Genomic DNA, 12,629 nt, shown 5'->3' on the forward strand with positions numbered 1-12,629 from the left:
TCTGCTCAGCTCTTGGCGCCCTTGGCCACCTGGGCGTTCTTGGCCGCCAGGTTCTTGATCAGCCCGTCCAGACCGCCGGCCGAGATTTCCTGACCGAACTGGTTGCGGTAGGTCTGCACCAGCCACACGCCCAGCACGTTCACGTCATAGATGCGCCAGTCGTCGCCGTGCTTCTCCAGACGGTAGTCCAGCTGGATGGGATCGCCACCGGGCTGCACCACCTGGCTGCGCACCACCACGTCCTTCTGGTCGGCCTCGCCACGGAACGGGCGCATCTGGATCTTCTGGTCCTTGACGGTGGCGAAAGCGTTCGCATACGTGCGGATCAGCAGCGTGCGGAACTCCTTCATGATGGCTTCCTTCTGGGCCGGAGTGGCCTGACGCCACGGACGCCCCACGGTCAGTGCCGTCATGCGCTCGAAGTTGACGTGCGGCATCAGCTTCTGGTCCACCAGCTGCGAAATGCGGCCGATGTCACCCTGCTTCATCTGCGCGTCATTGCGCACCTCGGTCAGCACCTCGTTGGAGAGTTTCTCCACGAAGTCGTTCGGCACCGTCTGCGCCCAGACCGCACCCGCCAGGAACAGGCCCGAGACCAGCGAAATCAGTTTCAGTTTCATGAGAAATCCTTTCTTGGAAAGATCGGGGGCACCTGCATGGCCCCGCCAATCAATGTTCATCGAAACCCCGGCCCCGACGGCCTGCCCGCCTCACGGGCAAGGGGCCGTCCGGTCGGAGCGGAGCCAGTGTCCATCAACGGTCACCGGCCTTGCCGGGTGCACTCAGGAGCCGCTGCCGGCTGCCTTGCCAGCCTTCTTCTTCGTGACTTCCTTCACCTTGTCGACCACATCAGACGCCTTGTCCGAAACATCGGAAGCCGCATCAGACGCCTTGTCGGCCGCGCTCTGGGCGGATGCGTCATCGGCGGCGCCGCTGTCCGATTCATCCTGCGTCGGATCGTCGGCATAGGGGTCGTCCGCATACGGGTCATCACCGTAGGGATCGGCCGCATCGTCCTCATCCGGCGGATCGCCGTCATACACCTGGTTGCGACGGCGGGCCAGCCAGCCATCACGCATCAGCGTGTACTTGTCCAGCGCCGCATCGTTGAGCGCTCCCTCGGCATCCAGCAGGCTGGCGCGGGTGTGGACCTTGTCCACCGTCCACAGCGACCACTTCAATGCATCGTGACCGTCCTGCCACATGTAGGGCTGCCCGTAGGTATCCACCGGGCGGCTGGCGGCGTCACGAATGGTGGACGGCCCCAGCAGCGGGATCACGAAATACGGTCCCGAGGGCACACCCCACCAGCCCAGCGTCTGGCCGAAGTCCTCGTTGTGCTTCTCCAGCCCCATCTCGGTGGCCACGTCCGCAAAGCCCAGGAAGCCCAGCGTGGAGTTGACGAAGAAGCGCGCCGTATCGGATGCGGCTGCCTTGCCCTTGCCCTGCAACAGGTTGTTGAAGCCCGTCCACAGGTCGCCCAGGTTCGAGAAGAAGTTGCCCACGACGAACTGCACCGGCTTGGGCGTGATGAAGCGGTACGCCTTGGCCACCGGCTTGAGCGCGTACTGGTCGGCCCGCTCGTTGAAGGCAAACATCACCCGGTTGTAGGCCTGCAGCGGATCCTTCGGATCATAGGTGGTCAGGTGCGAAAGCTTCACGCCGCCCGTCACGTTGTCCACCGACAGATCGGTCGGCACACCCGCCGCCTTCAGCGCATCGCCGGCAGCGGACGTGGCCGCGTCGGTGGCAGCGGAGGTGGCTGCAGATGCCGAGGCAGCCGAAGACGCCGCGTCCTTGCCGGCCGCAGCACCCGTACCGGCGGCATCGCCACCGTTCGTACCCGAGACCGATGCGCAGCCTGCCTGGCTCAGCGCCAGCGCCACGCCGGCCAGCCGCAGATGCACGGGTGCCATCATGCCGTCCGGCCGCGTCTCACCCGTCATTGCGCACCCCCTTCCCCTTTCTCCTGGCCCTTGCCGGCCTGGCCATACAGGAACTGGCTGATCAGGTTCTCCAGCACGATGGCCGACTGGGTCATCTCGATCTTGCCGCCGTCTTCCAGCTCCTCGGTGTCGGCGCCCGGTTCCATGCCCAGGTACTGCTCACCCAGCAGGCCGGCCGTCATGATCTTCAGCGAGGAATCCTTGGGGAAGTGATAGCGCGGGTCCATGCGCAGGATCACCTTGGCCTGGTAGGTCTGCGGATCCAGTGTGATGTCGGTCACGCGGCCGACCACCACGCCGGCGCTGCGCACGGCCGCCTTGGCCTTCAGACCACCGATGTTGTCGAAGTTGGCTTCCAGCTCATAGCCACCGCGGATGTTGGTGGAGTTGGGATCGGAAGCGCGCACGGCCAGGAAGACCAGCGCCAGGATGCCCGCCAGCACGAAGCAGCCCACCAGCGCGTCCATTGATTTGCGTTGCATTGCCATCGAAGTAACCTGTCTTGGATCACAGACCGCCGAACATCAGCGCGGTCATCAGCACGTCACTGGCCAGCACGGCCAGCGAGGAAATCACCACGGTGGTGGTGGTGGCGCGGGCCACACCTTCGGGCGTCGCGTCGGATTCATGGCCGACAACCAGCGCAATGAAACCGCAGAGCAGCGCGAACACGAAGCTCTTGATCACGCCGTTCAGCACATCCGCCCGGAAACTGACACCGCCCTGCATCTGGGACCAGAACGAGCCGGGATCAACCCCGATCATCTGCACCCCGACGACCCAGGCACCCACAATGCCCACGGCCGAAAAGAGCAGCGCCAGCAGCGGCAGCGCGATCATCACGGCCATGAAGCGCGGCGCCAGCACCCGTTTCATCGGGTCCACGCCCATCATCTCCATGGCGATGAGCTGCTCGCCGCTCTTCATGAGGCCGATACCCGCCGTGATGGACGTGCAGGCGCGGCCGGCAAACAGCAGCGCCGATACCACCGGTCCCAGCTCGCGCAGCAGCGACAGCGCCACCAGCAGGCCCAGCGAGGACTCGGCGCCGTAGCGCTCCAGGTTGTAGTAGCCCTGCAGCCCCAGCACGAAGCCCACGAACAGGCCCGAGATGAGGATGATGGACAGCGAGCGGTTGCCCACGAAGTAGACCTGCTCGCTGATGAGGCGGGGCCGCTTGAGCGAGAGCAGCGATGCCCACAGCAGCTGCATGAGGAAACGCCCGGCAAAGCCCAGGTCGTTGATGACGTGGCGTGCCCAGCGCCCCAGTCGAGCCAGCATGCCGATCATAGTCCGAGCTCCTTCTCGATGGGGCCGGCCGGATAGTGGAAGGCCACGGGGCCGTCCCGGCGACCATTCAGGAACTGCACCACCTGCGGATCGGTGGAAGCACGCAGCTCGTCGGGCGTGCCCTGGGCAATGATCCGGCCGCGGCTCATCACATAGGCGTAGTCGACGATCTCGAAGGTTTCCTGCACGTCGTGCGTGACCAGGATGCTGGTGGCGTTGAGCGCCTCGTTCAGCGTGCGGATCAGGTGGGCAATGGTGCCCAGCGAGATCGGATCCAGCCCGGCAAACGGCTCGTCATACATCAGCAGCGGCGGATCCAGCGCCACCGAGCGGGCCAGCGCCACCCGGCGCGCCATGCCGCCAGAAATCTCCGAAGGCATCAGGTGCGCCGCACCACGCAGACCCACGGCGTGCAGCTTCATCAGCACCAGGTCGCGGATCATCGATTCGGGCAGATCGGTCTGCTCGCGCAGCGGGAAGGCCACGTTGTCGAAGATGCTGAGATCGGTGAACAGCGCGCCGAACTGGAACAGCATGCCCATGTTGCGACGCATCCGGTAGAGCTCCCGCTTGGACAGGCTGTGGACATCCACGCCATTGAGCAGGACGCGGCCTTTCTGCGGGCGTTCCTGGGCGCCAATGAGGCGCAGCACCGTGGTCTTGCCAGACCCCGAGCCACCCATCAGGGCCACCACCGACCCGCGCTTGAACGACATCGAGATGTCGTTCAGGATCAGTCGATCGCGTGTATAGCCAAAGCTCAGCGATTCGATGGACAGAAGGGTATCTTTATCCAAGTCAATCCTGTCAGGGGAAGAGGCAGCTGGCAAGCTAACACGAAAAAACCCCGCCAACCGCAAAAACACACATTCGGGCGCCCGATTCGCCATTCATTGATGCTGAATCGCCCCTCTGTCGGGGAGCGCCCCGCGCTCATTTGCGCCGCCTGCAACAGGGCCGCCCCCTGCATCTGCGTCGCTCTTAATGAACGGCGGGTCAGTATAACCCAGATGCCCCATCCTGCGACACCCTTCCCCACCTTCCAGCCCCCCGTTCCTGCCACACACTCCGCAAGAACGTCACGGCGGTGCGGCCGCACGGGGCGCTCTTGACGGCACATGCCCCACACAGCATCGGCGGCCCGCCCCTGACGCTGCACGTTGCCATATGCCGCACATGGAATCGCACCGCCGCCGCCAGACCCCAAACGTCACCACTCGCTCTATACTGAAAGCCAACTGTCGGTAGCTCCATCACCCGTTTCATTTCCCTGTCCGCGCATGACTTCCCTGCATCCCGCCCAGATCGACGACAACGCCCTGCTCGACCGCGCCCGCCAGGTGCTGGCCATCGAGGCCGATGCGGTGCAGCACCTGCGCGATACGCTGGACGAGGGTTTCTGCCGTGCCTGTCGCCAGGTGCTGGCCTGCCAGGGGCGCGTCATCGTCAGCGGCATGGGCAAGTCAGGGCACATCGCCCGCAAGATCGCCGCCACGCTGGCCTCCACCGGCACACCGGCCTTCTTCGTGCACCCGGCCGAGGCCAGCCACGGCGATCTGGGCATGGTCACGGCACAGGACGTGTTCATCGCACTGTCCAATTCCGGTCGCACCGACGAGCTGATGACCATCGTGCCGCAGGTCAAGCGCGTGGGGGCAGCCCTCATCGCCCTGACAGGTGATGCCGAATCGCCGCTGGCCCAGTACGCCGACATCCACCTGTATGCCGGCGCGCAGAAGGAAGCCTGTCCGCTGAACCTGGCCCCCACCGCCAGCACCACCGCCGCCCTGGCCCTGGGCGATGCGCTGGCCGTGGCCCTGCTGGAGGCACGCGGCTTCGGCAGCGAGGACTTTGCCCGCTCGCACCCCGGTGGCGCGCTGGGCCGCCGGCTGCTCACCCACGTCTCGGACATCATGCGTCAGGGCGATGAGCTGCCCACCTGCCGGCCGCAGACACTGTTCACCGACGCGCTGCTGGAGATCAGCCACAAGCGCATGGGGATGGTTGCGGTGCTGGATGACGAGAACCGTGTGGCCGGCATCTTCACCGACGGCGATCTGCGCCGGGTGTTCAGCGGCAGCCAGCCTGACCTGACCCGCCTCACCATCGGCGAGGTCATGACCGCCAACCCGATCACCATCGGGGCCGAGGCGCTGGCCGTGGAGGCCGTGCGCATCATGGAATCACGTCGCATCACCCAGATCCTGGTCACCGACCGGCAGCGCCACCTGGTGGGCGCGCTGCATTTCCACGATCTGCTGGCCGCCAAGGTGGTGTGAGCCCATCCCCCTCTGAAGGAGAGCGCTATGGACCTACTCGCCGCTGCCCGGCAGGTACGCCTGCTGGCCATGGACATCGACGGCACCCTCACCGACGGCAGCATCTGGATCGGTCCGCAGGGTGAATGCGCCAAGCGCTTCTCGGTGCGTGACGGCTTCGGCATCAAGCTGCTGCAGAAGGCCGGCATCGAGCTGGCCATCATCACCGGCCGCCGCTCCGAGATCGTGGCCCGACGCGCCGAGGAACTGGGTATCCAGCACGTCTTCCAGGACGTGCCCGACAAGCTGGTCGTGCTGAAGGAACTGGGCGCCCGGCTGGGCATCGGCCTGCAGGAAATGGCCTTCATCGGCGACGACTGGCCCGACCTGGCCGCCATGCAGGCCTGTGTGCTGCCGGCGGCGCCCGCCGACGCCGTGCCCGAGGTGCTGGCCGTTGCCCGCTGGGTGGCCCCGTCCCGTGCCGGCAACGGCGCCCTGCGCGAGCTGGCCGATTTCCTGCTGGCCAGCCGTGGCGAGCGCGACGGACTTCTGGCCCGCTACCGGCTGGCCCCCGCCCGGCCCGATGCGACGGCATGATCCTTCTCCTTCCCTGAACCTGCCGCATCGCCTGTCCTGACGGCCCGCCGGGCCGTCCCCATGAATCCACCGTCCCGCCTGTACTGCCCGCTTCATGAGCCCACGCCTCTTCGACCGCCTGGCCGCCGCCGCTTCGGTGCTGATCCTCATCGGCCTGGGCATGGTCAGCTACTACTTCGCCAAGAAGGCCGAGCAGAACCATGGCGCCCCCGCCGTCGAAGGACGGCCCGACCCCGACTTCTTCGTCGAGCAGATGACGCTGATGCGCGCCGACGCCAACGGCAACCCCTCGGTGCGGGTCGAGGCCGACCACATGCTGCACTACCCGCTGGACCAGCGGATGGCCTTCACCCGGCCCCGCATCATCTCGCTGGATGAGACCCAGCCGCTCACCACCATCACCTCCCGCAAGGGGTCGGCCCCGGACAGCGGCGACTACGCCGACCTGCAGGAGGACGTGCGGGTGCTGCGCACGGCCACGGCCGATGCGCCTCCCATGCAGCTGACCACCGAAACCGCCCGCGTGGACATGGTGCACAACCTCATCTCCACCGCCGCCCCGGTGCAGATGCAGGCCGGCGACAACCGGCTGGAGGGCGTGGGCATGGAAATCCGCGACCAGGATCACCAGCTTGAGCTGAAGAGCCGGGTACGCGGTCATTTCCCCGCCACCACACGCGGCGATGACACCAAAACCCGCTAAACTTGCAGGATCACCCTGGGAGCCTGGGCAGTAGAAAACCCGCACGCTGCAAACCGACCCTGGCGGCACAGGCCGTCGGCCGCTGCCCGGCCTGCGCCCCACTGCCCGCCCTTTCTGGATTCCGATCGAGACCCGCATGATCCCCGCCCGTCCGCTGTCCGGCCACCCGTCCCTTCTGCCCCTGGCGCTGGCCCTGTCGGCCCTGCTGCTTGCCCCCGCCGCCCACGCCGAGAAAGCCGACCGCGACAAGCCGATCAACATCGAATCCAACCGGCTGGAATACAACGACGCCACCAAGGTCTCCACCTTCATCGGCAACGTCGTGCTCACCAAGGGCACCATCCGCATCACGGGCGACCGGATGGTGCTCACCCAGGTGGGCCGCAACGCGCAGACAGCCCGGGTCAACGGCAATCAGGCCAGCTTCCGTCAGAAGCGTGACGGCATGGAGCAGTACATCCACGGGGTGGCCGACCAGATCTTCTACGACACCCGCACCGAGCAGGTCACGCTCACCGGCCGCGCACGGCTGCAGCGCCAGAACTGCAACCAGCCGGTTGACGAGATCACCGGCGGCCACATCGTCTACAGCGCCAGCACCGAGACCTTCTCGGTGGACGGCCAGCAGCGCGGCGAACGCCCGGGGCGCGTGCGCATCGTCATCCAGCCCCAGAGCACCCAGGAAGGCGGAAAGGCCGCCAACCAGCCCTGCAAGCCCGGCTCGCCCCTGCCCCTGCAGCCCGAGAAGAGCCTGTCCAGGCCCACCCCTGCCCAGCCGACCTCCCGGAAACCCTGATCCGCATTTCGACCGATGAGCGACATCCTGCACCACGAGCACGAACCCATCAGCCGCCTGAAGGCCGAGCACCTGATGAAGGCCTACAACGGCCGCGTGGTGGTCAAGGACGTGTCCATGGAAGTCTCCAGCGGCCAGGTGGTGGGGCTTTTGGGCCGTAACGGCGCCGGCAAGACCACCTGCTTCTACATGATCGCCGGCCTGGTGGCCACCGACGGCGGCAACATCGTCCTGGACGAGCACTCCATCAGCCACCTGCCCATCCACCGCCGCGCCCGACTGGGACTGTCCTACCTGCCGCAGGAAGCCTCGGTCTTCCGCAAGCTCAGCGTCGAGGAGAACATCCTGGCCGTGCTGGAGCTGCAGGTGGACAAGCGTGGCCGCGGCATCAGCCGTGCCGAGCAGAAGGCACGGCTGGAATCGCTGCTGAAGGAGCTGCAGATCGAGCACATCCGCTCCAACACCTCCATCTCGCTGTCCGGTGGCGAGCGCCGGCGGGTGGAGATCGCGCGGGCGCTGGCCAGCTCACCCCGCTTCATCCTGCTGGATGAGCCCTTCGCCGGCGTCGACCCCATCGCCGTCATCGAGATCCAGCGCATCGTCAACCTGCTGAAGAACCGGCGCATCGGCGTGCTCATCACCGACCACAACGTCCGCGAGACGCTGGGCATCTGCGACCGCGCCTACATCATCAACGAAGGCGTCGTGCTGGCCTCGGGCAGCCCCGACCAGATCATCCAGGACGAGCGCGTGCGCAAGGCCTACCTGGGCGAAGACTTCCGGATGTAACCCGCGGCGCACTTGCCGCATGGGTGGGCATGGTGCCCCTTCCACGCGCTGTCGCATCCGCCTCCACGCGCCTGCCGTCGGCCCGACGCAGCCGGCATCCGGGAAACCACTGGTCAGCCAGGTGCGCGCAAGCCGGGCATCCGATGGTACAAACGCGGCAGGACCCCACTTGCCCTGCCCTTTCTGCCGGACCCGATGCCCCGATGAAGCCTTCGCTTCAGACACGCCAGAGTCAGCAGCTGCTGCTGACCCCACAACTGCAACAGGCCATCCGCCTGCTGCAGCTGTCCACGGCCGACCTGGAGCAGGAGATCGAGCGCGCCGTCGAGCAGAACCCTTTCCTGGAACGGGTCGAGCCTCCCCGCCACGACACCGTCAGCCTGCACGCCGACGGCAGCCTGCGCCATGAACGGATATCTGGCACCGACGCCTGGCCGCCCGTCGGCAGCTCGGCAGCCTCCACACAGGACATCGGCGCGGATGCCTACAACGCAGGCACCGCCCGGCAGGACGGCGACCTGGCCAGCCATGGCGCCGATGCCTTCGGCGAGCATGAACCTGCCGTCACCTCGTCTGACGACCAGCCCAACGTCACCCTGCTCGACAGCGGCCCGGATGGCGACGACACCTGGGGCATCGCGCGCAGCGCCGGACCGGCCCCCGAGGGAGACGACGACGAACCCTACGGCAGCACGCTGACCGCATCGCCCTCACTGCGCGAACACCTGCTGGACCAGCTGGCCGAGATCCACTGTGATGCCCGCCAGCGCGCCCTCATCCACCTGCTCATCTGGGAAGTGGGCGACGACGGCTACCTGCCTGCCGGATTCTCGCTGGACGCCCTGGCCGACGAATTCATGGCCGGCACTCCCGGCAGCCAGGACAGCGGCGACACCACCGAAAGGCTTGCCCCCGCCGATCTCTCGGCCGAGCTGCAAGCCGCCCTGCAGACCTTGCAGAGTTTCGATCCGCCCGGCGTGGCTGCGCGCACGCCCGGTGAATGCCTGCGCCTGCAGCTGCTGCACCTGCAGCAGGACCGCGCCGATGCCTCCCTCCGAACGGCCTCAGCCCACGGCGCCCCATCCGGAAGCCCCGTCACCGAACCCGCCGACCTCATCGCCCTGGCCCTGCAGCTGGTGAGCGACGACTGCCTGCCGCTGCTGGCAAAACACGAGGACGCCCTGCTCTGCAAGCGCCTGTCCTGCTCACCGGCCGAGCTTCGGGCCGCCCGGACCCTCATCCAGTCACTGGATCCGCACCCCGGCAACCGCTTCGACGCGGAGCCCTCCCGCTACATCATTCCCGACATCATCGTGCGCCGGACCGCGCACGGCTGGCGCGCCGAACCCAACCCCTCAACCCGACTTTCACTGCGCGTGCACGACGAGTACGAGGCGCTGTTGAAAAACCACCGAAAAGCCGCGCCATCGCCCGCACAAACCGGCAGATCTGGGGCAGAATGGGAGCAACAGGTCACGGAAGACAGCCATGCCGAGTCACCTTCCGCTCCCGAACACAACCTGCTGCATCAGCTGCAGGAAGCCCGCACGCTGGCACGCAACGTCCAGCAGCGCGGCGACACCATCGTGCTCGTGGCCCAGGCCATCGTCGATCGCCAGAAGGCGTTCTTCAATCACGGCCCCGAGGCGCTTCGCCCCCTGGTCCTGCGCGACATCGCCGAAGTCGTCGGCCGCCACGAATCCACCATTTCCCGCGCCACCAGCCAGAAGTACATCCGGACCCCGTTCGGCACCTTCGAGCTGAAGTATTTCTTCGGCAGCCAGGTGGCTACCGACAGCGGCGGCGCCGCATCCAGCACCGCCGTCTGCGCACTCATCCAGAAGCTCATCGAGCAGGAGGATACCAACCAGCCCTTGTCAGACAGCCAACTCACTGAACTGCTTGGCCAGAAAGGCATCCAGGTCGCGCGCCGAACCGTTGCCAAATATCGGGAATCCCTCAAGATACTTCCTGCCGCGCAACGACGAAGCCGATGACCGCCCACTGGCCGTGTGTGGAACCCTCTCCCAAGGAGTACCAGGCATGAACCTCTCCATCAGTGGACACCATGTGGAAGTCACCCCCGCCCTGCGCGAGTACGTCACCACCAAGCTGCGCCGGATCCGCCACCACTTCGATCAGGTCATCGACGTCAACGTCATCCTCTCGGTCGAGAAGCTGGTGCAGCGCGCCGAAATGAAGCTGCTGGTCGCCGGGCGCGAGATCTTTGCCGAAGCCACCCACACCGACCTCTATGCCGCCGTCGACACCCTCATCGACAAGCTCGACCGGCAGGTCATCAAGCACAAGCAGAAGCGGCAGAACTACAGCGGAAGCGCGCTGAAGCGCATACCTGAACCCGCCTGACAGGCGCTGCGGCATGGGTCGGCTCCGGTCGATGCATGCCGCTTTCACCCCGGCGCGCCTCTGGCGCGCCCTGGCTGCACGGCCCCAAGCCCTCTCCAGCACCTATCACCCGCCCCCTCCCGGAAACAACGCAAGCCGCTGAATCCAAACGGAAACCGCTTGCATGCCCATCCTTTTCCGCACCATGGAGGCCGGCGCACACCCCAGGGCCGCACTCGCCCAGGCTGCCCCCACCCGGCGAAGCCGCCTATAATGACGGCATCGCGGGACCGACTCCCGCCGGTTCGCCCCTGTGCCAACCACTGCAAAGTTCTATCACAGTCCCGCTGCACCAGATACAGGTAATTCCGGATGAACCGCATCTCGAAGCTGCTCACAGCACGCGACATCCTGCTCGACGTCCCTGCCACCAGCAAGAAGCGGCTGTTCGAGCACGCCGCCCTGCTGTTCGAGAACGAGCATCGCCTGGAGCGGCAGAAGGTCTTCGATTCACTGTTCGCCCGCGAGCGGCTGGGCTCCACCGGCCTGGGCAAGGCCGTGGCCATTCCGCACGGCCGCATCCGCAACCTCAAGACACCGCTGGTGGCGGTGCTGCGCTGCGAGAACGGCATCCCCTTCGACGCCCCCGACGGTGAACCTGTCCGGCTGCTGGTCGTGCTGCTGGTCCCCGAGCACGCCACCGAGGAACACCTGGAAATCCTCTCCGAGCTGGCCGAGCTGCTGTCGGACGACGCCCTGCGCGAAACCCTGCTCACCGCCACCGACCCCGCCCAGGTCTACCGCACGCTGGCCACCTGGGAGCCGGTCCGCCCCGCTGCCTGACGGCCTGCCCACGGCCACCGGCAGCGCCCCTTCCCTCCGGAGACACCGCCCATGGCCATGACGGTCCAGAACCTGGTCACCTCGCAACAGGCACGCTCCAACCTGCGATGGCTGGCCGGCCAGTCCGGCGGTGACCGCCCCCTGCACGGCACCGGCGTCCACGCCGTCGACCAGATCGGCTACCTGAACCTGATGCACGCCGAGCGCATCGCCGTGCTCGGTCTGCGCGAGCTGGACTACTACCGCAAGCTGGATCGTCATCGGCGCGACAGGCTGCACCAGACCCTTCTTGCCGCCCGTCCCCCGGCACTGATCATCTCCGACGGTCAGGAAGCGCCCAGCGCCCTGGTGGATTTCTGCAACCGGAACCACCTGCCGCTGCTGGGCTGCCGACTGGCCGCCGGCCCGCTCATCGAGACCCTGGAACAGGCGCTGGCCCACAAGGACCACACCTCCATGCACGGCGTGCTGATGGACGTGCTGGGCATGGGCGTGCTCATCACCGGCGACTCGGGCCTGGGCAAGAGCGAGCTGGCCCTGGAACTCATCAGCCGCGGGCATGGTCTGGTGGCCGATGACGTGGTCGACATCGAGCGCGTCAGCCAGCACGCCATCGTCGGTCGCTGCCCGGCGCTGCTGCAGGGCCTGCTGGAAGTCCGCGGCCTGGGTCTCATCGACATCCGCACCATCTTCGGCGAAAGCGCCGTGCGCCGCCGCATGCCCATCAAGCTCATCGTCCACCTGGTGGGCCGCCGCACGATGGAAGACAGCTACGAGCGCCTGCCGCTGCAGGCGCTCACCGAGACCATCCTGGGCATCCCGGTGCGCAAGGTTGCCATCCCGGTGGCGGCCGGCCGCAACATCGCCGTGCTCACCGAGACCGCCGTGCGCACCACGGTGCTGCTGCTGCGCGGCATCGACACCACGCGCGAATTCGCCCGGCGCCAGCAGGCCCTGATCCTCGACCAGAGCGAAACGCCCCATCACCCGTCCAGCCACGCACCGGACGCCTTGGGGCCCGCCGGGAACGCCTCCTCGCTGCCCATCGGCCAGATGGACAC

13 protein-coding genes and 1 pseudogene are annotated in these 12,629 nt (G+C 66.8%); 9 read left to right on the top strand and 5 right to left on the bottom strand.

The genetic code is table 11. The features are described from left to right. Window positions 1–5: 5 nt before the first annotated feature. The 5 genes from EL249_RS00750 to EL249_RS00770 all read right to left on the bottom strand — a co-directional run bounded on the left by EL249_RS00750 (window position 6) and on the right by EL249_RS00770 (window position 4,039). Window positions 6–620: an MlaC/ttg2D family ABC transporter substrate-binding protein gene (locus EL249_RS00750; RefSeq protein ID WP_005674986.1), complete on the bottom strand. Its 615-nt coding sequence runs from the start codon at window positions 618–620 to the stop codon at window positions 6–8. Window positions 621–782: 162 nt separating this feature from the next. Continuing rightward, on the bottom strand, window positions 783–1,946 hold the full coding sequence (locus EL249_RS00755; protein ID WP_005674985.1) for an MlaA family lipoprotein: 1,164 nt from the start codon (window positions 1,944–1,946) through the stop codon (window positions 783–785). Beyond that, window positions 1,943–2,428 carry an outer membrane lipid asymmetry maintenance protein MlaD gene (gene mlaD / locus EL249_RS00760; protein ID WP_040530234.1) on the bottom strand — a complete coding sequence of 162 codons (486 nt, stop codon included), beginning with the start codon at window positions 2,426–2,428 and terminating at the stop codon, window positions 1,943–1,945. The genes EL249_RS00755 and mlaD overlap by 4 nt, the downstream gene beginning before the upstream one ends. 25 nt (window positions 2,429–2,453) lie before the next feature. Further along, a complete protein-coding gene (gene mlaE, locus EL249_RS00765; RefSeq protein WP_005674983.1) occupies window positions 2,454–3,236 on the bottom strand; it encodes a lipid asymmetry maintenance ABC transporter permease subunit MlaE in 783 nt (260 codons plus the stop codon). Beyond that, on the bottom strand, window positions 3,233–4,039 hold the full coding sequence (locus EL249_RS00770; RefSeq protein ID WP_040532148.1) for an ABC transporter ATP-binding protein: 807 nt from the start codon (window positions 4,037–4,039) through the stop codon (window positions 3,233–3,235). Before EL249_RS00770 ends, mlaE begins: the two co-directional genes overlap by 4 nt. Window positions 4,040–4,516: 477 nt before the next feature. Between EL249_RS00770 and EL249_RS00775 the strand changes: the two genes are divergently transcribed. The 9 genes and pseudogenes from EL249_RS00775 to hprK form a co-directional block, all read left to right on the top strand. Then, window positions 4,517–5,515 carry a KpsF/GutQ family sugar-phosphate isomerase gene (locus tag EL249_RS00775; protein WP_005674980.1) on the top strand — a complete coding sequence of 333 codons (999 nt, stop codon included), beginning with the start codon at window positions 4,517–4,519 and terminating at the stop codon, window positions 5,513–5,515. 27 nt (window positions 5,516–5,542) lie between these two features. Beyond that, window positions 5,543–6,091: a KdsC family phosphatase gene (locus EL249_RS00780; protein WP_005674979.1), complete on the top strand. Its 549-nt coding sequence runs from the start codon at window positions 5,543–5,545 to the stop codon at window positions 6,089–6,091. 94 nt (window positions 6,092–6,185) lie between these two features. Beyond that, window positions 6,186–6,794 carry an LPS export ABC transporter periplasmic protein LptC gene (lptC, locus tag EL249_RS00785; protein WP_005674978.1) on the top strand — a complete coding sequence of 203 codons (609 nt, stop codon included), beginning with the start codon at window positions 6,186–6,188 and terminating at the stop codon, window positions 6,792–6,794. 136 nt (window positions 6,795–6,930) lie between these two features. After that, window positions 6,931–7,590, top strand: a complete 660-nt coding sequence (gene lptA, locus EL249_RS00790; RefSeq protein WP_005674977.1) for a lipopolysaccharide transport periplasmic protein LptA — start codon at window positions 6,931–6,933, stop codon at window positions 7,588–7,590. Between the two features lie 15 nt (window positions 7,591–7,605). Then, window positions 7,606–8,379 (top strand): LPS export ABC transporter ATP-binding protein, encoded by a 774-nt coding sequence (lptB, locus tag EL249_RS00795; protein WP_005674976.1) that lies wholly within the window; start codon window positions 7,606–7,608, stop codon window positions 8,377–8,379. A gap of 203 nt (window positions 8,380–8,582) precedes the next feature. Further along, complete coding sequence (gene rpoN / locus EL249_RS00800) at window positions 8,583–10,376, top strand: RNA polymerase factor sigma-54 (protein ID WP_005674975.1); 1,794 nt, start codon at window positions 8,583–8,585, stop codon at window positions 10,374–10,376. A gap of 46 nt (window positions 10,377–10,422) precedes the next feature. Beyond that, window positions 10,423–10,746, top strand: a complete 324-nt coding sequence (hpf, locus tag EL249_RS00805; RefSeq protein WP_005674974.1) for a ribosome hibernation-promoting factor, HPF/YfiA family — start codon at window positions 10,423–10,425, stop codon at window positions 10,744–10,746. 351 nt (window positions 10,747–11,097) lie between these two features. Then, window positions 11,098–11,568 (top strand): PTS sugar transporter subunit IIA, encoded by a 471-nt coding sequence (locus EL249_RS00810; RefSeq protein WP_005674973.1) that lies wholly within the window; start codon window positions 11,098–11,100, stop codon window positions 11,566–11,568. Window positions 11,569–11,619: 51 nt separating this feature from the next. Next, window positions 11,620–12,543: pseudogene (gene hprK / locus EL249_RS00815) on the top strand (HPr(Ser) kinase/phosphatase); the annotation flags it as partial. Window positions 12,544–12,629 lie beyond the last annotated feature (86 nt).

It is taken from the genome of Lautropia mirabilis (assembly GCF_900637555.1).
In the GTDB taxonomy this organism is placed as follows: Bacteria; Pseudomonadota; Gammaproteobacteria; order Burkholderiales; family Burkholderiaceae_E; genus Lautropia; species Lautropia mirabilis.

Bases quoted from the DNA above. Each gene is read 5' to 3' on its own strand.
- lptC (WP_005674978.1), top strand. From the start codon at position 6,186: ATGAGCCCACGCCTCTTCGACCGCCTGGCCGCCGCCGCTTCGGTGCTG.
- lptB (WP_005674976.1), top strand. From the start codon at position 7,606: ATGAGCGACATCCTGCACCACGAGCACGAACCCATCAGCCGCCTGAAG.
- EL249_RS00780 (WP_005674979.1), top strand. From the start codon at position 5,543: ATGGACCTACTCGCCGCTGCCCGGCAGGTACGCCTGCTGGCCATGGAC.
- EL249_RS00755 (WP_005674985.1), bottom strand. From the start codon at position 1,946: ATGACGGGTGAGACGCGGCCGGACGGCATGATGGCACCCGTGCATCTG.
- mlaD (WP_040530234.1), bottom strand. From the start codon at position 2,428: ATGCAACGCAAATCAATGGACGCGCTGGTGGGCTGCTTCGTGCTGGCG.
- hpf (WP_005674974.1), top strand. From the start codon at position 10,423: ATGAACCTCTCCATCAGTGGACACCATGTGGAAGTCACCCCCGCCCTG.
- EL249_RS00750 (WP_005674986.1), bottom strand. From the start codon at position 620: ATGAAACTGAAACTGATTTCGCTGGTCTCGGGCCTGTTCCTGGCGGGT.
- EL249_RS00810 (WP_005674973.1), top strand. From the start codon at position 11,098: ATGAACCGCATCTCGAAGCTGCTCACAGCACGCGACATCCTGCTCGAC.
- EL249_RS00775 (WP_005674980.1), top strand. From the start codon at position 4,517: ATGACTTCCCTGCATCCCGCCCAGATCGACGACAACGCCCTGCTCGAC.
- mlaE (WP_005674983.1), bottom strand. From the start codon at position 3,236: ATGATCGGCATGCTGGCTCGACTGGGGCGCTGGGCACGCCACGTCATC.
- lptA (WP_005674977.1), top strand. From the start codon at position 6,931: ATGATCCCCGCCCGTCCGCTGTCCGGCCACCCGTCCCTTCTGCCCCTG.
- rpoN (WP_005674975.1), top strand. From the start codon at position 8,583: ATGAAGCCTTCGCTTCAGACACGCCAGAGTCAGCAGCTGCTGCTGACC.